The following is a 26,833-nucleotide window of genomic DNA, read 5'->3' as shown; positions in this document are numbered from 1 at the left end:
AAATGATACCGCTTACTCATGTACGCGGATGAAAGGAATAGGAGAAAGATGGATAGACATTTTTTTGAGAAACGCTGTCACTATAGTATAAGAAAATTTGCAATAGGTGCAGCCTCCGTTATGATTGGTGCTAGTATCTTTGGAGCCAATATGGTTCAGGCAGCAGAAACAGCAGCGCCTTCAGAAACAGAGGGAAGCATCACCCATGTTCAAGCACTGGATAAGTTACCCGATGATTTAGCCGATGCGCTTAAAAAGGCGGATGCAGAAGCTGCAACAGAAGCAAGTCATGAAGAAACTCCAGCGACTGACGGAGGAACCAATCCTGCAGCAAGTGAAGATGCAAAACCAGATACAAGTCCTGCAAGTCCCAAGCCAGCAGAAACGCCGAAACCGGTTGAAACACCAAAGGCAGACAATAAACCAGCTGAAACAGCTACGCCCGCACCAAAACCAGCTGAAAAGCAAATCGAAGATAGAGAAGATGTCAATCATCTCGAAGGTGCTACTGCTCAGGCGAGCAACCATGAGACTGGTACCAACTTTACTGCAGATAAGGCTATCGACGGAGATGACAATACTCGTTGGGCTACAGACAAAGACGCACCAAAACCAACTTTTGAATTGACCCTTCCTAAGACAACCTTAATCAAACATGTAGAAATTGACTGGGATCGTCGTCTTCGTAATGGGCAAAATGACCCCAATATCAAATCTTGGAGTCTCTACTATGCAGGTCAAGAAGACGTGGGCGCTAATGGAGAAAAACAATGGAAACTTGCTCATACCAAAACTGGAGATCCTGTTTTAGATGAGAAAGTAGACCTAGCTGAAAGTATCAAAGCTAAGTACCTCAAACTTGAGGTCAATGATTACCAAGCGGGCACAATGGGTTGGAGAAACGTTGGTATCCAAGAAATTCGTGCTTATTCTAACATTCCGGACCATAGTAAGGTGACGGATATCCGCCAAGTAACCGAACTAACAGTAGCAGAAGACGGACAGTCTCTTGTCTTACCAACTTTACCAGGGAAAGTTAGCCTTATCGGAAGCAACAAGCAAGGTGTGATTGACCTTCAAAATCACATCTATAAGCCTTTGACAGACCAACGCGTCAAGGTCATGGTGCAACAAATCAGAGACAGTCATACTTTCACTAAGGAATTTGAAGTAGTCATCAAGGGGCTACATCAGGACGAGGGTGTGGGTGTAAAACCAAAAGTAGCACCAGCTGTTCAACAATGGTATGGAAAAGAAGGTCAATCTTCTATCACTTCAGATACAGTTCTTGCGACAGGAGATTCGGGCTTTGATCAGGCAGCAAGCTTCTACCAGTCAGACCTTGCAAGCCGTGGATTGGAACTTGCAACAAGTGACAAACAGGCTCAAAAACGAATCGAATTTAAAAAGGTTGAAAACAAGGGTTATGGTAAAGAAGGGTACGGTATCACTATCCAAAATGATGTGATTACCATCGAAGCTGCCACAAACACAGGAGCCTTTTACGCAACTCGTACTCTTCTTCAAATGGGAGAAACAGACCTACAAAATGGCGAAATTCGAGATTTCCCAAGTTTCAGCCACCGTGGCTTTATGTTGGATACAGGTCGTAAATTTATCCCTTATGACACCCTCGTAGACATCATGCTCAACATGGCCTACTACAAGATGAACGACTTGCAGTTGCACCTTAATGATAACTATATCTTCCTCAAGGAACACTTGGCAGGTAAGAATCTATCTCCAGAAGAACAACTTAAGTATGTACTTGAACATGCCAAGACTGGTTTCCGTGTAGAGACAGATATTGTCGGTGAGAATGGTCAAAAATTAACATCAGATGAGCATTATACCAAGGAAGAAATGCAAAATCTGATTAAATTGGCAAAGGCTCTTCATATCAACCTAGTACCAGAAATTGACACACCAGGTCATGCACTGTCCTTTGTCAAAGTTCGTCCAGACCTCATGTATCAAGGTAGTCTGAGTGATTATGCAGGCAAGCACAATGTCGAACGAGTTGCCATGCTAGACTTGGATACTAAGTATGAAGAAACTCTTAAATTTGTCAAATCCGTCTATGACAAACTCCTAGATGGACCAGATGCTCCTTTGCATGGTGTATCCACTGTTCATATCGGAACGGATGAATACTATGGCAGTCGCGAAAGCTATCGCCGCTATGTCAATGACTTGACGAAATATATCAAGTCTAAAGGCTATACACCTCGTATCTGGGGCTCACTCAGTGCGAAACGTGGGAGCACTCCTGTTGATTGGAACGGAGTAGAAGTTGATATCTGGAGCATCCATTGGCAACGACCAAATGAAGCCATTGCTCAGGGAGCTAAGATTATCAACATCACAGATGTACCGACCTATAGTGTGCCAAGTGGAAGCAATAGTCAAGCAGCTTACGGGGACTATGCTAACTACGAACGTCAGTACAATAGCTGGACACCGAATGATTTTAGAACAGGTGGAGGTCCACTTCTACCAGCTTCTCATCCAAGTATCCTTGGTGGTGGTCACGCAGTTTGGAATGATAATATCGACCTTCATGAGACCGGTTTGACCTCTTATGATATCTTTAAACGCTTCTTCAAGAGCATGCAAACCACTGCAGAACGCACCTGGGGATCTGACCGTGCAGCTGCGACCTTTGCAGAACGCACCCTACCAACGAGCCCTTATGCACCCCAGTCAAATCCTGAAAAAGAGATTGATCAAAGTGATTTGTTTACCATCAATCCTGAAACAGTGAAGAACTATGCAAGCAAGAAGGTGAAGGCAAGCGAACAGGGATTGGCCTTTGAGAAAGATAGCAGTATCGAAGGCTTGGCTGATGATGTTGGTCCAAGTCACGTCTTGAAGTTTGATGTAACTGTCACTGGAGACGGGGAACAAACCTTCTCAACAAGTGGGGACAACCGTATCTATCTAGCTGATAAAGACGGCTACCTTGCTTATCAATTTGAACAGTTTCATATCCAATTCAATAAAAAACTTGAAAAGAACAAACGTTATCAAATCTCCATCGTAACCAAACCACAATCTACAGAAGTCTATGTGGATGGTGAAAAGATTGAGCGTATTGCAAATCCAGCCCACCCTCGCTTTGCCCACAATAGCTTGGTACTACCGCTTGAAAGCATCGGTGGATTCAAAGGAATCTTGCATAGTGCAGAGTTGTCAGACAAACCATTTGTAAATCCTCGTTTGATTTCAAATGATAAAATTACTGCAACCGCAAGCAGTCAGCAACTTCCAGGAAACGATACTGAAGGCGCTGTTGAAAAGGCCTTTGACAATGATCCAAATACCTTCTGGCATACTAAATGGACTGGTGACACTGGGCCATACACCCTTACTATGACCTTGAAAGAAGCAGAAAAAGTCAATGGCTTGACGTATCTCCCACGTCCAGGTGGTGGAAATGGTGTTGTGACGCGCTACGAAATCTACGCACAAAAAGATGGCCAAATGGTCAAGGTTTCAGAAGGAAGCTGGGACAACAACGCCCAAGAAAAAACAGTCAACTTTGCGGCGGTACATACCAACAAGATTGAGTTGAAAGTATTGGAAGGCGTTGGTGGTTTTGCAAGTGCGGCTGAAGTTCATCTATTGAAACCTGTCAAAGAAGAGCAAGAAACGCCTGCACCAAGTCAACCAGAAAAACCAACTACACCTGAAAAACCAAAAGTAGAGCAAACAGGTGATGGAACAGTTGAATTGGCAGATCAATTCACTGCAAGTAAACCAGCTAGCGAGGACAGCATTGCAGCTGCCAGCAAGAGCGCAGACTATCTCAAGAAAGAGTACAAGGTCTTCCCAACGCCACAAAAAGTGACTTATGGCGAAGGTGTTACAGCCCTTCGTAAGCAAGTCAATCTGGTTATGGGCGATCAACTCGATATCTATACTCGTAATCGCTTGAAGAGTGTCTTGCAGGATAATCAAGTATCTTATACAACTGGTAAGGCAGCAATCGCTGGCGCAACCAATATCTATCTTGGGGTGCATGGACAAGGCTCACAAGCAGAGCAAAACTTGTCCAATGTTTCAGCAGGTCTCTTTGACAAGATTGACGCCTATGTCTTGAGCATCAAGGATAACTCGATTTCCATCGTCGGAAAAGACACAGATGCGGTCTTCTATGGTTTGACAACCTTGAAACATATGCTCAAGGAAAGCCAAGTACCAGTCCTTCACAATGTGACAGTAGAAGATTACGCAGAGCTCAAGAATCGTGGTTTCATCGAAGGTTACTATGGAAACCCATGGTCGAATGCCGATCGTGCAGAGCTCATGCGTTACGGTGGCGATTTGAAATTGAACCAATACTTCTTTGCACCAAAAGATGATCCATACCACAACAAGAAATGGCGTGAACTCTATCCGGAAGAAAAACTAGCTGAAATCCGTGAACTTGCTCGTGTCGGAAATCAAAGTAAAACACGCTATGTCTGGACCATCCATCCATTCATGAACAACCGCATCCGCTTTGGCAATGAAGCGGACTACCAAGAAGACCTGGCTACCATCAAAGCCAAATTTACCCAGTTGATGAAAGTGGGTGTCCGCGAATTTGGTATCCTAGCAGATGATGCTCCAAGTCCAGTCGGAGGCTACAATAGCTACAACCGCTTGATGCAAGATATGACCAAGTGGTTGACTGAAATGCAGGGAACTTATAGCGGTCTTCGTAAAGAAATGATCTTTGTTCCTGGACAGTATTGGGGTAATGGACGTGAGGATGAGTTGAAATCCCTCAATGAAAATCTCCCAAGTTCAACATCCATGACCTTGACGGGTGGTAAGATTTGGGGTGAAGTCTCTGAAAGCTTCCTTTCAACTCTCAAGAACAATCTATCCGCAGGTGGCAAGACCTATCGCCCAGTTTCACTTTGGATTAACTGGCCTGTAACAGATAACTCTAAACAACACTTGATTCTAGGTGGTGGTGAGAAATTCCTTCATCCAAATGTGGATCCAAGCTTGCTATCTGGTATCATGTTGAACCCAATGCAACAGTCTGAGCCATCTAAGATTGCCCTCTTTTCAGGAGCTCAATACTCATGGAAACAGTGGAAATCAGAAGAAGAAGCTAAGAAAATCAATGACATTGCTTTCAACTTTGTAGAAAATGGTCATTTTGAAGATAGCAAGGTATCAGCAGCCTTCCGCGAACTTGGTAAGCACATGATCAACCAAAACATGGATAATCGTGTCGTCAAACTGGAAGAATCTGTAGATTTGGCTCCAAAATTAACAGACTTCATGACCAAGCTCAAAGCAGGTCAGGATGTGACTGCAGAACGTGCAGCCTTGCGTGCAGAATTTGCCAAGATTAAAGAAGCAGCCGAACTCTATAAAGCATCAGGCGATAAAAAAATGGTTGCCCAAATCCACTATTGGTTGGATAATGCAATTGACCAAATGAATGCTCTCGATGCCTTCCTTACAGGAACTGAAGCCATGGCTACAAACGATGCAGCCAAACTTTGGGATAGCTACTATAAAGGTTTGAAATTGTACGAACAGTCTCAAACTCACACCTTCCATTATGTAGACCATATGGAAAAGGCTGAATTGGGTGTTCAACATATTCGTCCATTTATCCTATCCTTGAAAGAAGTTCTAGCGTCTGAAGTTCAAAAAGTCTTGCATCCAGACCAAATCATCAGCACCTTTATCACCAATCGAACAGGTGTAGAAGGTGGTTTGGCAGAAGTAACGGATGGCGATTTGGCAACCCATGCGATTATTAAATCACCAAATAGCATCAAGACAGGTGATTATATTGGTATGAAGTTTAACAAGCCAGTAGCGATTCAAACCTTGACCTTTGCTATGGGAACGCAGGCAAATCCACGTGATACCTTTAGTAAGGCAGAAGTGCAGTATCTAGATGAAAATGACAACTGGGTAACCTTGAAAGAGCCAAGCTATGTCGGAAATGAATCCCTGCTTAAGTTTGAGAATCTCAACATCAAGGCCAAAGCAGTTCGCATGATTGCGACAGCAGACCGCGAGAACACTTGGTTTGCAGTTCAGGAAATTGCAGTCAACCGTCCAGTTGAAAAAGCTCGTAGCCAACAAGCAACGACAGTTAGTCTAAGCTCAAACTTAGTTTACAAACTAAATACCTCAGCTCGTCAAATCACTGATGGCAAGGACAATACAGAAGCCATGATGGCAAACGCTGACGGTAGCAATACCACTCCAGTAGATGCTTGGGCACAACTTGACCTCGGTGAAGTCAAGTCAGTCACTAAAGTACGACTTCGCCAAGGAACAGGTGATAAACTTGCCGCAGGTGTACTTGAGTATTCTACAGACGGTACTACTTGGCAGGAACTTGATCGCTTGGCAGGTGAGCAAACCAAGGAAGTGACTAGAGCAATCAATGCTCGTTATATCCGAGTACGCAATACTAAAGCGCTCGACCTCTGGTGGCGTATCCAAGACTTCTCTGTTGAGACACGTTCTGGAAACAGTGAGTTAACGGACACCAACGTTGATGCTTTGAAGGAAACGCCGGTAGTGGATAGCTTGGGACATTATGAACTTCAAATTCCAGCAGGAACTAAACTTCCTGCAAATAGCTATCTAGGTATGAAACTTGACCGTATCCATCAGGTCAAGAGCATCCAGCTCCAAGGCCAAGCCAACCCAGCTCTTAGCCTTGAGTACTCTGCAAATGCTCAAGAATGGATGCCAGCTAGCCAGTTGACTGATAGATCTGTAGCAAGCCACTTAGTACGTTATGTGCGTCTGGTCAATAAAACAGATCAGGAACAAGCTGTGACAGCCACTTCTCTCCTTGTGACAACCAAAGAAGTGCAACCAACCAAACTAGAATCTACAACTATGGGCATTCATCCAACATACGGAAGCAATGATGTTCGTAAGCTGAACAACCTAGATCAACTATTTGACGGTGTTTACAACAACTTCGTTGAGTTTTCAGACTACGCCCATAAAGATGGTCACGTAACCTTGAAGCTTGGTAGCGAACGTACCATCAAGAAGATCAGAGCCTACATCCAAGACGGAACTCAAAACTACCTTCGTGATGGTAAGATCCAAGTCAGCCAAGACGGTAAAACTTGGACTGATGTCGTGACAGTAGGAGATGGTGTGGCCAATAGCACACACGATGATTCATTGACAGATGGTTGGACACATGATTCTAAGATGCCAGGAAATCGCTATATCGAGGGTGAATTGACGACACCAGTTAAAGCTAACTATCTCCGTGTCCTCTATACAGCAGACTATGATGCCCGTTTTGTAGGCTTTACAGAATTGGTCATCAACGATGGTGAGTTTGTCAAACCAATCAATGATCCAACAGTAGAAGGAAGTAGTGGAGAAAGCCAAGGTAACCTTTATAATAATCTTGTAGACGGCAAAGTCTTGACCAGCTACAAGTCTGAAAAAGACAAGGGCGAATTGGTGTATCACTTGTCTGAACCAACCAAAGCTAACCACCTTCGTCTTGTTTCTAGTCTCCCTGAAGGAGCGCAAGCACGTGTTCTTGCTAGAACACTCAAGGATGGTCAAGACAGCTGGACAGACCTCGGTGCCATTACATCTAGTCTCCAAACCTTCGCTATCCGAAATGGTGGCTCTCTTCTAGATGTCAAATTAGTCTGGGAAGGTGGCAAGGCAGAATTTTATGAATTGGCAAGCTTCCATCAAGAATTAACAGAAGAACCGCTCCAATCAAGCAAGGGAGAAGAACCAGCACCCGTTCTTGAGGTTCCTGAATTCACAGGTGGTGTCAATGCAGTTGAAGCCCTAGTACATGAACTTCCAGAGTACACAGGCCCAGTAGCGACAGTAGGAGACCAAGCTGCTCCGACAGTAGAGAAACCTGAGTTCAAGGGCGGTGTCATAGGAGACCAAGCCGCTCCGACAGTAGAGAAACCTGAGTTTAAACTTAGCTCACTTGCTTCAGATGAAGGTAAGGCACCGGCACCGGAACTAAAACAAGAAATGACGAAGCGAGAAACAGCTGAACAAAGCTTGCCAGCAACAGGTGAGAGTCAATCTGACACAGCCCTCTTCCTAGCAGGTGTTAGCCTAGCCCTATCTGCTCTCTTTGTAGCAAAAACAAAGAAAGACTAGTATTTAGTAAAACCTCTTAACAAGATTACGAAATCCGTTTCCTATCTTTCCCAATGAGGTTTATAGTACAGAAAAAGCCTGAGAAGATGTCTTCTCAGGCTTTTGTTAAGCAGATAGATGCAATAGTGCTATGAAAAAATCACCCAGATTTTTCTGGGTGATAAATGTTATGGTTGTGCTGGTTGAGGATTCTGATTTTGGTTCTGGTTTTGTTGACCAGGCGTTGTATTTGGTTGCTGGCTATTGGTATTATTGTTTGCACTATTATTCGTGCTTGGAGTAGATGAGCTTGACTGTGAAGTTGAACTTTCTGATGTCGAGCTCGAACTTTCAGGTGTTGGAGCCTGTTGCGGAGCAGGAGCAGTCCATGCAGAACGAGCACCGTTTTTAAAGACGAACTCACCACTTCGATAGAGACCTTCTGGCATAGTCCAGTCGCCAGGGTTGTTATCCTCAGACAGATAAGTCATCATTGAACGGTAAACCTTAGCTGCAACATAGAAGCCATCACCAACGATAGGAGTAAGGCGGTTTGAGTAACCTGTCCACACAGCCATTGAATATTTGCGAGTATAACCAACAAACATTTCGTCTGGAGCTACATAACCAGTATTTTTGATGTAGTTTTCAATTTCATCATCTGTATAGTTTGATGTACCAGTCTTACCAGCTTGAGGTAGCCAAGGGAGATAAGCACCACGACCCGTTCCGTATGCCAAGACAGTCTTCATCATTTCTGTCATCATATAGGCGGTCGTCTCTTTCATGGCACGAGTACCAGGATCAGCGTATTCTTTTGAGCTACCATCGCTAAAGACGATTTTGTTGATATACATTGGTTTATGGTAGATACCACCGTTAGCAAAAGCAGCGTAAGCAGCAGCCATTTTCTCACTACTTGCTCCGTACTTTTTGTTTGACTCAGTCGTATTACTTGAAATCGCGTTGGCATAGTGCATATCTGGATAGTCAATACCGATTCCATTTAGGAAGGTCTTGGCTCTATCCAAACCGACTTTGTTCAAGGTTTCTACGGCTGTAACGTTACGTGATTGTTGGAGCGCATATTGGATGGTGATGTTTCCAAAATAACTTCTATCCCAGTTGTAAACAGGGGTATCTGTTCCAGGATAGTTGTATGGAACATCATGTACAATCGAAGCAGTTGAGTCGTAGATGTCATACTCCAAGGCAGGAGCATAGTCTGTGATCGGCTTCATGGTAGAACCCCAGTCACGGTTGGTTTCAACAGCTTGGTTGATTCCGAAGGAAACATTGCTTGATTGGTGACGAGAACCTAACTGAGCAATGACTTTCCCGTTTGTCACATCCACAATCGTTGAAGCTACTTGCATTTCATCATCTGGATAGTTGACATACTCGTCGGTATTGTAGATATCCCAGAGATGTTGTTGAACTTTAGGATCAACGTTGGTATAGACGTCCATACCAGTCGTTAAGAGATTGTAGCCTGTTTCTTGTTCGACTTGATCGATTACCTCTTTGAGATAGTTGTCCATGTATGGAGGATAACTATTAGCCGATTTTAGACTTTGAAGTCCATCTGTAATCGGAGTATTAATCGCTTTTTCATATTGCTCAGCTGAAATGTAACCTTGTCCCTTCATCTCAGAGAGGACGAGATTACGACGTTCTTGAGCAGCTTCTGGATGCGAGTATGGATCATACTGGTTTGGAGCCTGAGGCATACCAGCAAGGAGAGCCAATTGAGGAATACTTAAATCTTTGAGATCCTTGCCATAGTAACTTTGGGCAGCTGTCTGCATTCCGTAGTTACCGTTTGACATGTAAACCTTGTTGATGTAGTAGGTCAAGATCTCTTGTTTAGTCGCTTTTTGTTCTAGCTGAACGGCTAACCAAGCTTCCTGAGCCTTACGAGAAAGGGTTTGATCAGAAGTTGACGTAGAAAAATAAGTTAACTTAATCAACTGCTGCGTCAAGGTTGAAGCTCCTTGCAGACCTCCACCACCACGAAGGTTTCGGAGGGTAGCACCTAGGATACGGATCGTGTCAATTCCTCGGTGATTAAAGAAGCGATGGTCCTCAATCGAAACAATAGCGTTGACCAAATCGGTCGGTATTTCGTTTGCTTGGGCATTGACCCGACGTTCCGAACCAAGATCAGCGATAAGCTCGTCATTGCTATCATAGATCTTACTTGACGTTGTAGCGACTAGTTTACTTTCAGAAAGTTCGGGAGCCTTGCTAACATAGTAGAGGAAGAGACCTCCACCAAGCATTACAGCTGCGATAAATACAGTTAAGAGACTGATACTGACATACTTAGCTATTCGCAGAAAAGTTTGTTTGTTCATCTTGTTTTACCACCTAGTAAATGTTCTTTGATAATGTCGAGGTAGGGAATTTGAGGAAAGGCCCCAGGCTCAATCCTATATCCATTTTCTCGAATATATCCAAGTGGCATTGACTTCTGTCCCTTATCTTGATGATAGAAACGGATGAGGTCAATAGCCGGTAATAAGTAGGTTTCTTGCTGAGAAGAAAAGTGAAGGAGTACAAAGCAGATTCCTTGCTGGGCAAGGACTTGTTCCATATGCTGGATCTGATGGAGATGAAAATTCTTCATCGGTATCGCATGTTTTTGCCTGGTTTCCTTTGCTTCAAAGTCGATGTAGTATCCATCATAAACCCCTGAATAGTCAGTAGTTGAGGCTTGTCTAAAGTAGGCTTCAACGATCTTGGCACGACTTCGTTGGGGATAGTCGACACGTACGATTTGGATGGGAGTCGGCTTCTTGTGAATAACAGCTAACCCATGCGACAAATAGTAGTCGTTCGTAGCATTGATCATCTTTTCAAAAGACATTCCCCGATTTGCGAAATTTTTAGTTTGTGACAGGGGTGCTTGTCTCTTTTGAGATGAAATTTTATGTGGATAGTTGACCATAATTCTCCTTATTGGTACAATAACATCACTCTATTATATCATAAATTTACAAAGAAAGGGTTAAAAATGACATCAGCCTTGATTTTAGGCTATTCAGCCTTCGACCTTGGTCTCTTTAATGACAAGGATATTCGCGTTGATATTATCAAAACAGCTATTCGGAGAGACTTGGAACGTCTAGCAGAGGATGGGGTGACTTGGCTTGTCTTTACAGGGACTTTGGGCTTTGAGTACTGGGCGCTTCAGGTGGCAAAAGACATGAAAGCAGACTATGGATTTCAACTGGCGACCATTTTTGATTTTGAAACCCATGGCAGTAACTGGAATGAAGCAAATCAAGCGAAATTGAGTGAGTTCAAGCAGGTTGATTTTGTCAAATATGCCTATCCACAATATGAGCACAAGGGACAATTACGCGATTATCAAAAATTTCTGCTGGAAAATACAGATACTTGCTACCTTTTTTACGACGAAGAAAACGAAACCAAGTTACGATATTTTTACCAAATGATGAAAAATCAAGCGGACTATGTTACAAGAAGATTAACATTTGAGGACTTGAATGAAATAGTAGAAAATTTTTCTGAAAAGTAAGCCTTTGACCTTGATTTTTACTTGTCTTTTTTTATATAATAATACTAGTAACCCAGAATGGAGAGAGACATGGCAAGTATTATATTTTCAGCGAAAGATATTTTTGAACAAGAATTTGGACGTGAAGTACGTGGATACAGCAAAGCAGAGGTAGACGAATTCCTAGACGATGTGATTAAGGATTATGAAACCTACGCAGCTTTGGTCAAATCCCTTCGTCAAGAGATTGCTGATTTGAAAGAAGAATTATCTCATAAACCACAGGTAGCGCCAACTCAACCAGACTCTATTGAAGTAACAGCTTCTACTTCAATGACAAACTTTGATATTTTGAAACGCTTAAATCGTCTCGAAAAAGAAGTATTTGGTAAGCAAATCTTAGACAACCAAGATTTATAATTGACTAAGGAATGAGTGCAATTTTTGGATAATCGCGTGAAGAGGTTCTCTTTTCATGAGGAAAGTCCATGCTAGCACAGGCTGTGATGCCTGTAGTGTTTGTGCTAGGCGAATCCATAAGCCTAGGGACGAGAAATCGTTACGGCAGTCGAAATGGCTAAGTCTTCGGATAGGTCAAAATAGGCTTGAAAGTGCCACAGTGACGGAGTCTTTCTGGAAACAGAGAGAGTGGAACGCGGTAAACCCCTCAAGCTAGCAACCCAAATTTTGGTCGGGGCATGGAGTGCACGGAAACGAACGTAGTACTCTGACTGCTAGCAGATTTATGCTGTTAGCGGTAGACAGATGATTATCGAAGGAAGTGGTCCTAGTCACTTCTGGAACAAAACATGGCTTATAGAAAATTGCATATAGGTTGGGGCTGAGAAATCTTTCTCAACCTCATTTTTTAAAGTGAACAAGAGAAAGGTCTTGCAAGACTAGAAATGAAAGAACAATTTAATTTAATCGCAACTGCTGCGGCGGGTCTTGAGTCTGTCGTTGGACGTGAGGTGCGAGACCTTGGTTATGATTGCCAGGTTGAAAATGGGCGTGTCCGCTTCCAAGGAGATGTGAAGGCAATCATTGAGACCAATCTTTGGCTTCGTGCAGCGGATCGCATCAAGATTGTAGTCGGAAGTTTTCCAGCTAAGACTTTTGAAGAGCTTTTTCAAGGTGTTTTTGCTCTAGATTGGGAAAACTATCTCCCGCTAGGAGCACGTTTCCCGATATCAAAGGCAAAATGTGTCAAGTCTAAACTCCACAACGAGCCCAGTGTTCAGGCTATTTCTAAGAAGGCTGTTGTGAAGAAATTACAAAAACACTATGCCCGTCCAGAAGGAGTTCCCTTGATGGAAACTGGTCCCGAGTTTAAGATTGAGGTATCTATCCTGAAAGATGTGGCAACTGTCATGATTGACACGACAGGTTCTAGCCTTTTTAAACGTGGTTATCGTACGGAAAAGGGTGGAGCGCCTATCAAGGAAAATATGGCCGCAGCCATTTTGCAACTATCTAACTGGTATCCGGACAAGCCCTTGATTGATCCGACCTGTGGGTCAGGAACTTTCTGTATCGAGGCGGCTATGATTGCCAGAAAGATGGCGCCAGGACTTCGACGTTCCTTTGCATTTGAGGAATGGAACTGGGTCAGCGATCGGTTAATCCAGGAAGTTCGCACAGAGGCGGCTAAGAAAATTGATCGTGAACTGGAACTGGACATTATGGGCTGTGATATAGATGCTCGCATGGTGGAAATTGCCAAGGCAAATGCTCAAGCAGCAGGTGTCGCAGGTGATATCACCTTTAAGCAAATGCGGGTACAGGACTTGCGCACTGACAAGATTAATGGCGTTATCATTTCCAATCCACCATATGGGGAACGTTTGTCTGATGATGCAGGAGTTACCAAGCTCTATGCTGAGATGGGACAAGTCTTTGCACCACTGAAAACGTGGAGTAAGTTTATCCTGACGAGTGACGAAGCTTTTGAAAGCAAGTACGGAAGTCCAGCTGACAAAAAACGAAAACTCTATAACGGGACCTTAAAAGTGGATTTGTATCAATACTTTGGTCAGCGTGTCAAACGCCAAGAGGTAAAATAGAAAGGTGAACTCATGAGTAAGAAAAGACGTGATCGTCATAAAAAAGGACATCAAGAACCACAATTCGACTTTGATGAAGCAAAAGACTTGACTGTTGGTCAAGTCATTCGTAAGAATGAAGAGGTCGAAGCAGGAGTATTGCCTGAGGACAGTATCTTAGACAAATACATCAAACAGCACCGTGAAGAAATCGAAGCCGACAAGTTTGAAACTCGTCAGTTTAAAAAAGAAGAGCTAGCTTCTACTCAAAACCTAGAGGAAATGATCCAAGAAGTTCGTGAATCAAGTGAACCTTCTGATCAGGTAGACAATTCAGACATGGTTGCTGAGGAATCTATTGAAGAGATAGAAAATGATGAGACTACTCAGTTTGTTCCCCCACTTCAAGATGAAGAAAATGCTGAAATAGAGCCTCTCGTTTTAACAGAAACAGAGCCCAAGGAAATAAATGAGGAACAAGAAGAGGAGACCTATACACCTCTATCACGTTCGGCTCAAACAGAACCTGAAACAGGCTCTAAGAAGAAAGGTGTCATCATCATTGCTTCGGTAGTAGCTGCAATCCTTGTGCTTGCTGGAACATATTATGTCTACCGTCAAGTGTCTCGTTCAAACCAAGAAATCCAGTCTTCTCAAGCAGCCTCTTCGGATGATCAAGGGACACAAACAGCTTTGAAAGACTTCAATGATCTCTATGATACTTTCTATACAGATGCTAATAAGACAGCTCTGAAAAACAGCCAGTTTGATAAATTGAGCCAACTGAAAACCTTGCTAGATAAGTTAGAAGGTAGCCGTGATTATACACTAGCTAAGTCAAGATATGATAGCCTAGCAACTCAAATCAAGGCCATTCAAGATGTTAATGCCCTCTTTGAAAGCCCAGCAATCACTGATGGTGTCTTGGATACCAATGCGAAAGCCAAGGCAGACGCTAAATTTACAGAAATCAAGACAGGGAACACAGAACTAGACAAACTCTTGGATAAGGCCATTAGTCTTGGTAAGAGTCAACAAACCAGTGCTTCCAGCTCAAGTTCGAGCTCTAGCACGAGTCAAGCAAGCTCAAGTTCAGCTACAGAAAGCAATGCGAGCAGCACTACACCTTCAACTAGCACTACGGCACCAGCTAGAGACACAAATGGTGGTTTGTCTGGCGATGGGGTTAATCTTCAAAGAAGTGCTAGTCGTGTACCCTACAACCAATCAGCTGTAGACGATAGCAACAACCCTGCTTGGACGTTTGCGGATGGTGTATTGGAACAAGTTCTAGCAACATCACGTGCTCGTGGCTATATCACTGGAAATCAATACATCCTAGAACGTGTCAATATTGTAAACGGAAATGGTTATTACAACCTCTATAAACCAGATGGAACCTATCTCTTCACCCTCAACTGTAAGACGGGTTACTTTGTAGGGAATGGTTCTGGTCATGCTGATGACTTGGACTACTAAGCAACCGTTACAAAATTCTTTCCTTTCATAGGTAAAAATGATAAAATAAAACATATTAAACAAGAGGAGTGTCACATGACAAAAGCTAACTTTGGTGTCGTTGGTATGGCCGTAATGGGTCGTAACCTTGCCCTAAATATCGAATCTCGTGGTTATACAGTTGCCATTTACAACCGTAGTAAAGAAAAAACAGAAGACGTAATCGCTTGCCATCCCGAAAAGAATTTTGTGCCAAGCTATGACGTGGAAAGCTTTGTAAACTCAATCGAAAAACCTCGTCGTATCATGTTGATGGTTCAAGCTGGACCTGGTACAGATGCAACTATCCAAGCTCTTCTTCCCCACCTTGACAAGGGAGATATTTTGATTGACGGAGGAAACACTTTCTACAAAGATACCATCCGTCGCAATGAAGAATTGGCAAACTCAGGCATCAACTTTATCGGTACAGGGGTTTCTGGTGGTGAAAAAGGTGCCCTTGAAGGTCCTTCTATCATGCCAGGTGGACAAAAAGAAGCCTACGAATTGGTTGCTGATGTTCTTGAAGAAATCTCAGCTAAAGCACCAGAAGATGGCAAACCATGTGTGACTTACATCGGTCCTGATGGAGCTGGTCACTATGTGAAAATGGTCCACAACGGTATCGAGTATGGTGACATGCAATTGATCGCAGAAAGCTATGACCTCATGCAACACTTGCTTGGCCTTTCTGCAGAAGACATGGCTGAAATCTTTACTGAGTGGAACAAGGGTGAATTGGACAGCTACTTGATCGAAATCACAGCTGATATCTTGAGCCGTAAAGATGATGAAGGTCAAGATGGACCAATCGTAGACTACATCCTGGATGCTGCAGGAAACAAGGGAACTGGTAAATGGACTAGCCAATCATCTCTTGACCTTGGTGTGCCGTTGTCACTTATCACTGAGTCAGTATTTGCACGTTACATCTCTACATACAAAGAAGAGCGTGTACATGCTAGCAAGGTCCTTCCAAAACCAGCTGCCTTCAAATTTGAAGGTGACAAGGCTGAGTTGATCGAAAAAATCCGTCAAGCCCTTTACTTCTCAAAAATTATCTCTTACGCACAAGGTTTCGCACAATTGCGTGTAGCTTCTAAAGAAAATAACTGGAACTTGCCATTTGCGGACATCGCATCTATCTGGCGTGATGGCTGTATCATCCGTTCTCGTTTCTTGCAAAAGATCACAGATGCTTACAACCGCGATGCTGATCTTGCAAACCTTCTCTTGGATGAGTACTTCTTGGATGTTACTGCTAAGTACCAACAAGCAGTGCGTGATATCGTAGCTCTTGCTGTTCAAGCTGGTGTACCAGTGCCAACCTTCTCAGCAGCTATTACTTACTTTGATAGCTACCGTTCAGCTGACCTTCCTGCTAACTTGATCCAAGCGCAACGTGACTACTTTGGTGCCCACACTTACCAACGTAAAGACAAAGAAGGAACATTCCACTACTCTTGGTATGACGAAAAATAAGTAGGTCTGCCATGGGGAAACGGATTTTATTACTTGAGAAAGAACGAAATCTCGCTCATTTTCTCAGTCTGGAACTCCAAAAAGAGCAATACCGTGTTGATCTGGTCGAGGAGGGGCAAAAAGCCCTCTCCATGGCTCTCCAGACAGATTATGACTTGATTTTACTGAATGCTCGTCTGGGGGATATGACGGCCCAGGATTTTGCAGAGAGGCTGAGTCGAACAAAACCAGCCTCAGTGATTATGGTCTTGGACCATCGCGAAGAATTGCAAGACCAGATTGAGACAATCCAGCGCTTCGCCGTTTCTTACATCTATAAGCCAGTGATTATTGATAATCTAGTAGCTCGTATTTCAGCGATTTTCCGAGGTCGGGACTTCATTGACCAACACTGTAGTCAGATGAAGGTTCCAACGTCTTACCGCAACCTACGTATGGATGTAGAACATCATACCGTTTATCGTGGCGAGGAGATGATTGCTCTGACGCGCCGTGAGTATGACCTCTTGGCTACTCTCATGGGAAGCAAGAAGGTCTTGACTCGTGAGCAGTTGTTGGAAAGTGTTTGGAAGTACGAAAGTGCGACAGAAACCAATATCGTGGATGTTTATATCCGTTATCTACGTAGCAAGCTTGACGTAAAAGGTCAAAAAAGCTACATTAAAACCGTGCGTGGTGTTGGTTACACCATGCAAGAATAGAAAAGCAGTTGCAGTTCATTTGGAACTGCTTTTTTGTGAATTTTTCTATATTGACATACAATCAGACCTTTGCTACAATCAGTTATGGAGGAAAAATCTAATGAAATTTTTGAAAAAAATGATGCAAGTTGGACTAGCAGTCTTTTTCTTTGCTTTGCTAGCGACAAGTACCGTATTGGCGGATACCACAGGTGGACAGTTTGCTGAAAAGGACAATAGAAAATATTATATAAAAGATGAGAATAAGGCTATCTACTGGCATAAAATAGACGGGAAAATGTACTATTTTGGTGGTAGAGGAGAGATGGTTGTCGGTTGGCAATACTTAGAAATTCCTGGAACAGGTTATCGTGATAATTTATTAGATAACCAACCAGTTAATGAAATCGGACTCCAACAAAAATGGTATTATTTTAGCTCAGATGGTGCTTTGCTAGAACAAACAGATAAACAAGTACTAGAGGCAAAAACGTCTGAAAATACAGGAAAAGTATATGGTGAACAATATCCTCCATCTCCTGAAAAGAGAACTTATTATTTTGATAATCATTATGCTGTAAAGACAGGCTGGACTTATGAAGACGGCAATTGGTATTATTTAAATAAGCTAGGAATTTCTGGCGATGATTCTTACAATCCACTACCAATTGGTGAAGTTGCTAAGGGTTGGACTCAAGATTTCCATGTTACTTTTGGCATTGATAGAAGCAAACCTGCTCCATGGTACTACTTAGATCCAACAACTGGCATCATGCAAACAGGTTGGCAACATCTTGGTAATAAATGGTACTATCTCCGTTCATCAGGAGCCATGGCGACTGGCTCGTTCATCAGGAGCCATGGCGACTGGCTGGTATCAGGTAGGTTCGACTTGGTACTACTTACATGCAAGTAATGGAGATATGAAGACAGGCTGGTTCCAGGTCAATGGCAAATGGTACTACGCATACAGCTCAGGTGCTTTAGCAGTGAATACGACCGTAGAAGGCTATTCGGTCAACTATAATGGCGAATGGGTTCAATAATGAAAGAGGCGATTGTGAAGGAAACAATCGCTTTTTTTGTGAAAATATAATAAAATAGATAGGAGAAAATACTACTGTATGAAATGAGACGGTCTTTTCGTCTGGTTAAAGGAAAACATGACAAAAAAAGTTGGTGTCGGTCAGGCACATAGTAAGATTATTTTAATAGGAGAGCACGCTGTCGTATACGGCTATCCTGCCATTTCCCTACCTCTTTTGGAGGTGGAGGTGACATGTAAGGTGGTCCCTGCTGAAAATCCGTGGCGTCTTTATGAGGAGGATACCTTGTCCATGGCAGTTTATGCATCGCTGGAGTATTTGGATATCAAAGAAGCTTGCATTCGATGTGTGATTGACTCAGCTATCCCTGAAAAACGGGGAATGGGTTCGTCAGCGGCTATCAGCATAGCGGCCATACGTGCGGTATTTGACTACTATCAAGCCAATCTGCCTCATGATGTACTGGAAATACTGGTCAATCGGGCTGAGATGATTGCCCATATGAATCCAAGCGGGTTGGATGCCAAGACCTGTCTCAGTGACCAACCCATTCGCTTTATCAAGAATGTTGGTTTTACAGAACTTGAGATGAACCTATCTGCCTATTTGGTGATTGCAGATACGGGTGTTTATGGTCACACTCGTGAAGCCATCCAAGTGGTTCAAAGTAAGGGCAAGGATGCCCTACCGTTTTTGCATGCCTTGGGAGAATTGACCCAGCAAGCAGAAGTTGCGATTAGACGAAAAGATGCTGAGGAACTGGGACAAATCCTCAGTCAAGCGCATTTACATTTAAAAGAAATTGGTGTCAGTAGCCCTGAAGCAGACTCCCTTGTTGCAACGGCTCTTAGCCATGGTGCTCTAGGTGCCAAGATGAGTGGGGGTGGGCTAGGAGGCTGTATTATCGCCTTGGTAGCCAATCTGGATCAAGCAGAAGAACTAGCAAAACGATTAGAAGAGAAAGGAGCTGTTCAGACATGGATCGAAAGCCTGTAACCGTACGTTCCTACGCAAATATTGCCATTATCAAATACTGGGGAAAGAAAAAAGAAAAAGAGATGGTGCCTGCTACTAGCAGTATCTCATTGACTTTGGAAAACATGTATACGGAAACGACCTTGTCGCCTCTACCAGTCCATGCGACGGCGGATACATTTTATATCAATGGTCAGCTTCAGAGTGAGGCTGAACATGCCAAGATGAGCAAAATCATCGACCGTTACCGTCCAGAAGGTGAGGGATTTGTTCGTATCGATACCCAAAACAACATGCCGACTGCGGCTGGCTTGTCATCCAGTTCTAGTGGTTTGTCCGCCTTGGTCAAGGCTTGCAATGCTTATTTCCAGCTTGGTCTGAATCGGAGCCAGTTGGCGCAGGAGGCTAAGTTTGCCTCAGGGTCGTCCTCTCGCAGTTTTTATGGACCGCTAGGTGCTTGGGATAAGGATAGCGGGGAAATTTACCCTGTAGAAACAGACTTGAAACTAGCTATGATTATGTTGGTGCTGGAGGACAAGAAAAAACCAATCTCTAGCCGTGATGGGATGAAACTCTGTGTGGAAACCTCGACGACTTTTGACGACTGGGTGCGCCAGTCTGAAAAGGACTATCAGGAGATGCTGGTCTATCTCAAAGATAATGACTTTGCCAAGATTGGGGAACTAACGGAGAAAAATGCCCTTGCTATGCACACTACGACCAAGACTGCTAGTCCAGCCTTTTCATATCTAACGGATGCGTCCTATGAAGCGATGGACTTTGTTCGTCAGCTTCGTGAGCAAGGTGAAGCCTGTTACTTTACAATGGATGCCGGTCCCAATGTCAAGGTCCTCTGTCAGGAGAAAGATTTGGATCATCTATCTGAAATCTTTGGTCAACGTTATCGCTTGATTGTGTCAAAAACAAAGGATTTGAGCCAAGATGATTGCTGTTAAAACTTGCGGGAAACTCTATTGGGCAGGTGAATATGCTATTCTAGAGCCAGGGCAGTTGGCCTTGATAAAGGCCATCCCCATCTATATGAAGGCTGAGATTGCTTTTTCTGACAGCTACCGTATCTACTCAGATCTGTTTGATTTTGCAGTGGACTTGACGCCAAATCCTGACTACAGTTTGATTCAAGAAACTATTGCTTTGATGGGGGACTTCCTCGCCAATCGTGGTCAGACTTTGCGACCTTTTTCCTTGGAAATCCGTGGAAAAATGGAACGGGAAGGCAAAAAGTTTGGTCTAGGTTCTAGTGGTAGCGTCGTTGTCTTGGTGATTAAGGCCCTGCTGGCTCTATATGATATTACGGTTGATCCGGAACTCTTGTTTAAGCTGGCTAGCGCGGTCTTGCTCAAGCGAGGCGACAATGGTTCTATGGGAGACCTTGCCTGTATTGTGGCAGAAGATTTGGTTCTCTACCAGTCTTTTGATCGAAAGAAGATAGCTGCGTGGTTGGAAGAAGAAAGCTTGGCGACGGTTTTGGAGCGTGACTGGGGCTTTTCTATCTCACAAGTGCAACCGGGCCTAGAATGTGATTTCCTAGTGGGATGGACCAAGCAAGTGGCCGTATCGAGTCAAATGGTCAAGCAAATCAAACAAAACATAGACCAGAACTTTTTAACTTCCTCAAAAGCAACAGTGGTTACTTTGGTAGAAGCCTTGGAGCAGGGGAATGCAGAAAAAATTATCGATCAGGTGGAAACAGCCAGTCAGCTTTTAGAAGGCTTGAGCCCAGATATTTACACGCCTTCGCTGAGACAGTTGAAAGAAGCCAGTCAAGATTTGCTGGCTGTTGCCAAAAGTAGTGGCGCTGGTGGTGGTGACTGTGGCATTGCCTTGAGTTTTGATGAGCAATCAACTGAAACCTTAAAAAACCGTTGGGCCGATCTGGGGATTGAGCTCTTATACCAAGAAAGGATAGGACATGACGACAAATCGTAAGGATGAGCACATCCGCTATGCCCTTGAGCAGAAAAGTTCCTATAATAGCTTTGATGAGGTGGAGTTGATTCATTCTTCCCTGCCTCTTTATGACCTGGATGAGATTGATTTGTCTACAGAGTTTGCAGGTCGAAAGTGGGACTTTCCTTTTTATATCAATGCCATGACAGGTGGGAGCAAAAAAGGTAAAGAAATCAATCAAAAACTGGCTCAGGTGGCAGAAGCCTGTGGGATTTTGTTTGTAACGGGCTCTTATAGTGCAGTCCTAAAAGATCCAACAGATGATTCTTTTTCTGTCAAATCCAGCCATCCAAAGCTGCTCCTTGGAACCAATATTGGATTGGACAAGCCTGTTGAGTTGGGACTTCAGACTGTGCAAGAGATGAATCCTCTTCTTTTACAAGTGCACGTCAATGTTATGCAGGAATTGCTCATGCCAGAGGGAGAAAGAAAGTTTCGAAGCTGGCAATCGCATCTGGCAGACTATAGCAAGCAAATCCCCGTTCCTATTATTCTCAAGGAAGTAGGTTTTGGGATGGATGTGAAGACCATCGAACGAGCCTATGAATTGGGTGTTCGAACGGTTGACCTGTCGGGTCGTGGTGGTACCAGCTTTGCTTATATCGAAAACCGTCGCAGTGGTCAGCGTGATTACCTCAATCAATGGGGCCAGTCCACCATGCAAGCCCTCCTCAATGCCCAAGACTGGAAAGAAAAGGTCGAACTCTTGGTCAGCGGAGGGGTTCGAAATCCTCTTGATATGATTAAGTGCCTGGTCTTTGGTGCCAAGGCTATAGGACTGTCACGTACCGTTCTTGAGTTGATTGAAACCTACTCCGTCGAAGAGGTGATTAGCATTGTCCAAGGCTGGAAAGAAGATTTACGCTTGATCATGTGTGCCCTTAACTGTGCCACCATAGCGGATCTGCAAAACGTAGACTATATTCTTTATGGTAAACTAAAAGAAGCAAAAGATCAGATGTAGAGAGGTCGGGACAAGAATCCCGCCCTTTTTTGTAGCCTTTTGTCAACTGTAGTGAGCTGAAAGAACCAAGCTTGTAGGAGCGATTTCTGCCCAATCTCCTTTTTCCATCCTCAGACCGAGGTGACTTTTTTGAATTGTGATAAAATAGAAGGGAGAGGATGCATCTATGAAAAAATTTCAAATCTTTTTATTTATCGAAGCCTGTCTATTGACGGGAGCTCTGATTTTGATGGTATCAGAGCATTTTTCGCGTTTTCTGCTGATTCTATTCCTCTTTTTGCTTTTGCTTCGTTATTATACAGGTAAAGAGGGCAACAACGTTTTCCTCCTTGTAGCAACCATTCTTTTCTTTTTCATCGTCATGCTCAATCCCTTTGTGATTTTAGCCATCTTTGTAGCGGTCATATACAGTCTCTTTCTTCTCTATCCGATGATGAATCAAGAAAGAGAGGAGACCGACTTGGTCTTTGAAGAGGTGGTAACGGTGAAAAATGAACGCAATCCTTGGTTTGGCAATCTCCATCATTTTTCTAGCCACCAGACCTGCCAATTTGATGATATCAACCTCTTTCGCCTCATGGGCAAGGACACCATTCATTTGGAAAGAGTTATCCTAACCAATCATGACAATGTCATTATCCTTAGAAAGATGATCGGAACGACTAGGATTATCGTACCTGTAGATGTGGAAATCAGTCTCAGTGTCAACTGCCTCTATGGAGATCTTACCTTCCTTCATCAGCCTAAGAGATCCCTTCGCAATGAACACTATCATCAGGAAACCAGGGACTATCTCAAGAGTAACAAGAGCGTCAAGATTTTCCTAACTACTATGGTTGGCGATGTGGAGGTGGTCAGAGGATGAAAAAGCAATCTTATCTGTTAATCGGCCTGACTTCACTCCTCTTTATTCTCTTTTTGGCTAATAGTCTGCTTGATATTCTAAATCTTGATTGGTCCTATTTGCTACAGGATATCGAGAAAACAGAGAAAATCATCTTCTTGATCTTGGTCTTTAGCCTTTCCATGACCTTCTTTTTTGTCCTCTTTTGGCGCGTGATAGAAGAAGTCTCTCGCAGAAAAATGCAGGTCAATCTCAAGCGACTGCTAGCAGGAAAAGAGGTGGTTGCCTTTGCAGATCCAGACTTGGATGCCAGTTTTAAGTCCTTGTCTGGCAAGCTTAACCTCTTGACAGAGGCTGTTCAAAAGGCTGAAAATCAAAGCCTGGTCAAGGAAGAAGCAATCATCGAGAAAGAAAGGAAGCGGATAGCACGTGACCTGCACGATACGGTTAGTCAGGAGTTGTTTGCGGCCCATATGATTTTATCAGGTGTCAGTCAGCAGGCTTTGAAGCTGGATAGAGAAAAGATGCAGACCCAGTTGCAAGGTGTCGCAGCTATCCTAGAAACAGCCCAGAAAGATTTGCGGGTCTTGCTCCTACATTTGCGACCAGTTGAGTTGGAAGAGAAGAGTTTGATTGAGGGGATTCAAATCCTCTTAAAAGAGCTTGAGGACAAGAGTGATCTCAAGGTTAGTCTCAAGCAAAATGTGTCTAAATTGCCCAAGAAAATCGAAGAGCATATCTTCCGCATTTTGCAGGAATTGATTAGCAATACCCTTCGCCATGCCCAGGCATCTTGTTTGGATGTCTACCTCTATCAGACAGATGTTGAATTGCAGCTGAAGGTGGTGGATAATGGGATTGGTTTCCTGTTGGGGAGTTTAGATGACTTGAGTTATGGACTGCGAAACATCAAGGAGCGAGTCGAAGATATGGCAGGAACGGTTCAACTCTTGACAGCACCTAAGCAAGGACTGGCGGTCGATATCCGTATTCCCCTGTTAGATAAGGAATCATAAAGGAGTAGAGATGAAAATTTTACTGGTAGATGACCATGAAATGGTCCGATTGGGCTTGAAAAGCTATTTTGACCTCCAAGACGATGTAGAAGTTGTGGGCGAAGCTGCCAATGGGGCTCAAGGTATTGACTTGGCCTTGGAATTGCGTCCAGATGTCATTGTCATGGATATTGTCATGCCTGAGATAAATGGGATTGATGCAACCTTGTCCATCCTCAAAGAATGGCCTGAAGCCAAGATTTTGATTGTGACCTCTTACTTGGACAATGAAAAAATCATGCCAGTCTTGAACGCTGGTGCCAAAGGTTATATGCTCAAGACTTCTAGTGCAGACGAACTGCTTCATGCAGTTCGTAAGGTTGCTGCTGGGGAGTTGGCCATTGAGCAAGAAGTTAGTAAGAAAGTCGAATACCACCGCAATCATATAGAGCTTCATGAAGAACTGACTGCGCGTGAGCGAGACGTGCTTCAACTCATCGCCAAGGGCTATGAAAATCAGCGCATTGCAGATGAACTCTTTATCTCCCTAAAGACGGTGAAGACCCATGTATCCAACATCCTAGCCAAGCTTGAGGTCAGCGATCGCACTCAGGCTGCAGTCTATGCCTTTCAGCACCACTTGGTAGGGCAGGAGGATTTTTAGATGAATCTTACAGATTTACTTGTGGAGCTAGAAGCGGGAAAAGACCCTGAGAAAGCAGGCCCAATGGAAGCCTATATGCGCCATCAGTTTCCCTTTCTAGGTATTGCAGGTCCTGAAAGAAATTCACTCTATAAAAAGTATTTTCCAGAAGCGAAAAAAACAAAGATTATCGATTGGGATTTTGTAGACACTTGCTGGGAAAAGGAGCCTAGAGAATACCAATATGTGGCTGCCAACTATTTGAAAGCCATGCAGACTTATCTAACGAAGGACGATTTGCCTAAACTTGAGCGTCTGGTCGTGACCAAGTCCTGGTGGGACACGGTAGATATTCTAGATCGAGTAGTAGGAAGTTTAGTGGCTAACCATCCGGAACTTGAAGAAGTGCTTTTAAAATGGAGCCTATCAGACAATATCTGGTTGAGGCGAGTCGCTATTGACCACCAGTTGTTAAGAAAAGAAAAAACAAATGTCCAACTGATGGAAAAGATCCTGGTCAACAATCTGGACCAGACAGAATTTTTTATCAACAAAGCCATCGGCTGGGCTCTAAGAGACTACTCTAAAACCAATCCCGAATGGGTAGCACGTTATATTGAGAAAAATAAGAAACGAATGGCTGAACTTAGTATAAAGGAAGCGAGCAAGTACCTCTAGCACTATTGAAAAGCGCATTCATTACTTGAAAAAAGTCGCTATTATATGGTATAATGGACTGTATTAAAAATTTTAAGGAGAAATGACAGAATGTCTGTATCATTTGAAAACAAAGAAACAAACCGTGGTGTCTTGACTTTCACTATCTCTCAAGACCAAATCAAACCAGAATTGGACCGTGTATTTAACTCAGTAAAGAAAACTCTTAACGTTCCTGGTTTCCGTAAAGGTCACCTTCCACGCCCTATCTTCGACCAAAAATTTGGTGAAGAAGCTCTTTATCAAGATGCAATGAACGCACTTTTGCCAAACGCTTATGAAGCTGCAGTAAAAGAAGCTGGTCTTGAAGTCGTTGCGCAACCAAAAATTGACGTAACTTCAATGGAAAAAGGTCAAGACTGGGTTATCACAGCTGAAGTCGTGACAAAACCTGAAGTTAAATTGGGCGACTACAAAAACCTTGAAGTATCAGTTGATGTAGAAAAAGAAGTAACTGACGCTGACGTTGAAGAACGTATCGAACGTGAACGCAACAACTTGGCTGAATTGGTTATCAAAGAAGGCGCTGCTGAAAATGGCGACACTGTTGTTATTGACTTCGTTGGTTCTATCGACGGTGTTGAGTTCGACGGCGGAAAAGGTGAAAACTTCTCACTTGGACTTGGATCAGGTCAATTTATCCCTGGTTTTGAAGACCAATTGGTTGGACACTCAGCTGGTGAAACTGTTGATGTTATCGTAACATTCCCAGAAGACTACCAAGCAGAAGACCTTGCAGGTAAAGAAGCTAAATTCGTAACAACTATCCACGAAGTAAAAGCTAAAGAAGTTCCAGCTCTTGATGATGAACTTGCAAAAGATATCGACGAAGAAGTGGAAACTCTTGACGAATTGAAAGAAAAATACCGCAAAGAATTGACTGCTGCAAAAGAAGAAGCATACAAAGATGCCGTTGAAGGTGCAGCAATCGATAAAGCTGTAGAAAATGCTGAAATCGTAGAACTTCCAGAAGAAATGATCCACGAAGAAGTTCACCGTTCAGTAAATGAATTCCTTGGAAACTTGCAACGTCAAGGTATCAACCCTGACATGTACTTCCAAATCACAGGAACTACTCAAGAAGACCTTCACAAACAATACGAAGCAGAGGCTGAGTCACGTACGAAGACTAACCTTGTTATCGAAGCAGTTGCCAAAGCTGAAGGATTTGACGCTTCAGAAGAAGAAATCCAAAAAGAAATCGAGCAATTAGCAGCAGATTACAACATGGAAGTGGCACAAGTTCAAAACTTGCTTTCAGCTGATATGTTGAAACACGATATCGCAATCAAAAAAGCTGTTGAATTGATCACAAGCACAGCAACTGTAAAATAATCTT

At 43.4% G+C, this 26,833-nt stretch carries 20 protein-coding genes and 1 other RNA gene; 19 read left to right on the top strand and 2 right to left on the bottom strand.

The window, feature by feature from the left end; all coding sequences use genetic code 11:
• Window positions 1–48 precede the first annotated feature (48 nt).
• A complete protein-coding gene (locus V470_10735) occupies window positions 49–8,136 on the top strand; it encodes a hyaluronoglucosaminidase (GenBank protein ID AJZ74457.1) in 8,088 nt (2,695 codons plus the stop codon).
• A 167-nt stretch (window positions 8,137–8,303) separates the two neighbouring features.
• On the opposite strand, the gene V470_08040 is transcribed toward V470_10735, so the two are convergent.
• Both V470_08040 and V470_08035 read right to left on the bottom strand, forming a co-directional pair.
• Window positions 8,304–10,472, bottom strand: a complete 2,169-nt coding sequence (locus V470_08040; GenBank protein AHZ48365.1) for a penicillin-binding protein — start codon at window positions 10,470–10,472, stop codon at window positions 8,304–8,306.
• The gene (locus tag V470_08035; protein AHZ48364.1) at window positions 10,469–11,065 is read right to left on the bottom strand and encodes a Holliday junction endonuclease; all 597 of its coding nucleotides are present in this window, start codon (window positions 11,063–11,065) and stop codon (window positions 10,469–10,471) included. Before V470_08035 ends, V470_08040 begins: the two co-directional genes overlap by 4 nt.
• A gap of 66 nt (window positions 11,066–11,131) precedes the next feature.
• Here V470_08035 and V470_08030 point away from each other — a divergent pair, with 66 nt between their 5' ends.
• The 18 genes from V470_08030 to tig all read left to right on the top strand — a co-directional run bounded on the left by V470_08030 (window position 11,132) and on the right by tig (window position 26,829).
• Window positions 11,132–11,659 carry a hypothetical protein gene (locus V470_08030; GenBank protein ID AHZ48363.1) on the top strand — a complete coding sequence of 176 codons (528 nt, stop codon included), beginning with the start codon at window positions 11,132–11,134 and terminating at the stop codon, window positions 11,657–11,659.
• A 69-nt stretch (window positions 11,660–11,728) separates the two neighbouring features.
• Window positions 11,729–12,058 carry a cell division protein GpsB gene (locus V470_08025; GenBank protein AHZ48362.1) on the top strand — a complete coding sequence of 110 codons (330 nt, stop codon included), beginning with the start codon at window positions 11,729–11,731 and terminating at the stop codon, window positions 12,056–12,058.
• 16 nt (window positions 12,059–12,074) lie between these two features.
• Window positions 12,075–12,471, top strand: an RNA gene (locus tag V470_11105) — bacterial RNase P.
• A gap of 72 nt (window positions 12,472–12,543) precedes the next feature.
• A complete protein-coding gene (locus V470_08020) occupies window positions 12,544–13,701 on the top strand; it encodes an N-6 DNA methylase (protein AHZ48361.1) in 1,158 nt (385 codons plus the stop codon).
• Between the two features lie 12 nt (window positions 13,702–13,713).
• Window positions 13,714–15,159, top strand: coding sequence for a Holliday junction resolvase (locus V470_08015; GenBank protein AHZ48360.1), 1,446 nt, complete (start codon window positions 13,714–13,716; stop codon window positions 15,157–15,159).
• A 75-nt stretch (window positions 15,160–15,234) separates the two neighbouring features.
• Entirely contained in the window at window positions 15,235–16,659 is a 1,425-nt protein-coding gene (locus tag V470_08010) for a 6-phosphogluconate dehydrogenase (GenBank protein AHZ48359.1), read from the top strand.
• A gap of 11 nt (window positions 16,660–16,670) precedes the next feature.
• Window positions 16,671–17,360: a transcriptional regulator gene (locus tag V470_08005; protein AHZ48358.1), complete on the top strand. Its 690-nt coding sequence runs from the start codon at window positions 16,671–16,673 to the stop codon at window positions 17,358–17,360.
• Between the two features lie 100 nt (window positions 17,361–17,460).
• Window positions 17,461–18,255 carry a hypothetical protein gene (locus tag V470_08000; protein AHZ48357.2) on the top strand — a complete coding sequence of 265 codons (795 nt, stop codon included), beginning with the start codon at window positions 17,461–17,463 and terminating at the stop codon, window positions 18,253–18,255.
• Between the two features lie 7 nt (window positions 18,256–18,262).
• Window positions 18,263–18,385 carry a choline-binding protein C gene (locus tag V470_07995; GenBank protein ID AHZ48356.1) on the top strand — a complete coding sequence of 41 codons (123 nt, stop codon included), beginning with the start codon at window positions 18,263–18,265 and terminating at the stop codon, window positions 18,383–18,385.
• Window positions 18,386–18,502: 117 nt separating this feature from the next.
• Window positions 18,503–19,381: a mevalonate kinase gene (locus V470_07990; GenBank protein ID AHZ48355.1), complete on the top strand. Its 879-nt coding sequence runs from the start codon at window positions 18,503–18,505 to the stop codon at window positions 19,379–19,381.
• Window positions 19,363–20,316 carry a diphosphomevalonate decarboxylase gene (locus tag V470_07985; protein AHZ48354.1) on the top strand — a complete coding sequence of 318 codons (954 nt, stop codon included), beginning with the start codon at window positions 19,363–19,365 and terminating at the stop codon, window positions 20,314–20,316. The genes V470_07990 and V470_07985 overlap by 19 nt, the downstream gene beginning before the upstream one ends.
• Complete coding sequence (locus V470_07980) at window positions 20,303–21,310, top strand: phosphomevalonate kinase (GenBank protein ID AHZ48353.1); 1,008 nt, start codon at window positions 20,303–20,305, stop codon at window positions 21,308–21,310. Before V470_07985 ends, V470_07980 begins: the two co-directional genes overlap by 14 nt.
• Complete coding sequence (locus tag V470_07975; GenBank protein ID AHZ48352.1) at window positions 21,294–22,295, top strand: isopentenyl pyrophosphate isomerase; 1,002 nt, start codon at window positions 21,294–21,296, stop codon at window positions 22,293–22,295. Before V470_07980 ends, V470_07975 begins: the two co-directional genes overlap by 17 nt.
• A gap of 166 nt (window positions 22,296–22,461) precedes the next feature.
• Window positions 22,462–23,160, top strand: coding sequence for a transporter (locus V470_07970; GenBank protein AHZ48351.1), 699 nt, complete (start codon window positions 22,462–22,464; stop codon window positions 23,158–23,160).
• Window positions 23,157–24,155 (top strand): histidine kinase, encoded by a 999-nt coding sequence (locus tag V470_07965; protein ID AHZ48350.1) that lies wholly within the window; start codon window positions 23,157–23,159, stop codon window positions 24,153–24,155. The genes V470_07970 and V470_07965 overlap by 4 nt, the downstream gene beginning before the upstream one ends.
• A gap of 10 nt (window positions 24,156–24,165) precedes the next feature.
• A complete protein-coding gene (locus V470_07960) occupies window positions 24,166–24,798 on the top strand; it encodes a LuxR family transcriptional regulator (GenBank protein AHZ48349.1) in 633 nt (210 codons plus the stop codon).
• Window positions 24,799–25,455 (top strand): DNA alkylation repair protein, encoded by a 657-nt coding sequence (locus V470_07955; GenBank protein ID AHZ48348.1) that lies wholly within the window; start codon window positions 24,799–24,801, stop codon window positions 25,453–25,455.
• 90 nt (window positions 25,456–25,545) lie between these two features.
• Entirely contained in the window at window positions 25,546–26,829 is a 1,284-nt protein-coding gene (gene tig, locus V470_07950) for a trigger factor (protein ID AHZ48347.1), read from the top strand.
• Window positions 26,830–26,833: the final 4 nt, after the last annotated feature.

It is taken from the genome of Streptococcus sp. VT 162 (assembly GCA_000688775.2).
In the GTDB taxonomy this organism is placed as follows: domain Bacteria; phylum Bacillota; class Bacilli; order Lactobacillales; family Streptococcaceae; genus Streptococcus.
The sequence above is the reverse complement of the archived record's forward strand: the minus strand, read 5'-3'. Positions and strand labels throughout refer to the sequence as shown.

Coding starts and splice junctions, on each gene's coding strand:
- V470_07980 (AHZ48353.1), top strand. CDS start 20,303: ATGATTGCTGTTAAAACTTGCGGGAAACTCTATTGGGCAGGTGAATAT.
- V470_08020 (AHZ48361.1), top strand. CDS start 12,544: ATGAAAGAACAATTTAATTTAATCGCAACTGCTGCGGCGGGTCTTGAG.
- V470_08015 (AHZ48360.1), top strand. CDS start 13,714: ATGAGTAAGAAAAGACGTGATCGTCATAAAAAAGGACATCAAGAACCA.
- V470_07975 (AHZ48352.1), top strand. CDS start 21,294: ATGACGACAAATCGTAAGGATGAGCACATCCGCTATGCCCTTGAGCAG.
- V470_08000 (AHZ48357.2), top strand. CDS start 17,461: ATGAAATTTTTGAAAAAAATGATGCAAGTTGGACTAGCAGTCTTTTTC.
- V470_07970 (AHZ48351.1), top strand. CDS start 22,462: ATGAAAAAATTTCAAATCTTTTTATTTATCGAAGCCTGTCTATTGACG.
- V470_08035 (AHZ48364.1), bottom strand. CDS start 11,065: ATGGTCAACTATCCACATAAAATTTCATCTCAAAAGAGACAAGCACCC.
- V470_08005 (AHZ48358.1), top strand. CDS start 16,671: ATGGGGAAACGGATTTTATTACTTGAGAAAGAACGAAATCTCGCTCAT.
- V470_07965 (AHZ48350.1), top strand. CDS start 23,157: ATGAAAAAGCAATCTTATCTGTTAATCGGCCTGACTTCACTCCTCTTT.
- V470_07960 (AHZ48349.1), top strand. CDS start 24,166: ATGAAAATTTTACTGGTAGATGACCATGAAATGGTCCGATTGGGCTTG.
- V470_08040 (AHZ48365.1), bottom strand. CDS start 10,472: ATGAACAAACAAACTTTTCTGCGAATAGCTAAGTATGTCAGTATCAGT.
- V470_08025 (AHZ48362.1), top strand. CDS start 11,729: ATGGCAAGTATTATATTTTCAGCGAAAGATATTTTTGAACAAGAATTT.
- V470_10735 (AJZ74457.1), top strand. CDS start 49: ATGGATAGACATTTTTTTGAGAAACGCTGTCACTATAGTATAAGAAAA.
- V470_07995 (AHZ48356.1), top strand. CDS start 18,263: ATGAAGACAGGCTGGTTCCAGGTCAATGGCAAATGGTACTACGCATAC.
- V470_07990 (AHZ48355.1), top strand. CDS start 18,503: ATGACAAAAAAAGTTGGTGTCGGTCAGGCACATAGTAAGATTATTTTA.
- tig (AHZ48347.1), top strand. CDS start 25,546: ATGTCTGTATCATTTGAAAACAAAGAAACAAACCGTGGTGTCTTGACT.
- V470_08030 (AHZ48363.1), top strand. CDS start 11,132: ATGACATCAGCCTTGATTTTAGGCTATTCAGCCTTCGACCTTGGTCTC.
- V470_07985 (AHZ48354.1), top strand. CDS start 19,363: ATGGATCGAAAGCCTGTAACCGTACGTTCCTACGCAAATATTGCCATT.
- V470_07955 (AHZ48348.1), top strand. CDS start 24,799: ATGAATCTTACAGATTTACTTGTGGAGCTAGAAGCGGGAAAAGACCCT.
- V470_08010 (AHZ48359.1), top strand. CDS start 15,235: ATGACAAAAGCTAACTTTGGTGTCGTTGGTATGGCCGTAATGGGTCGT.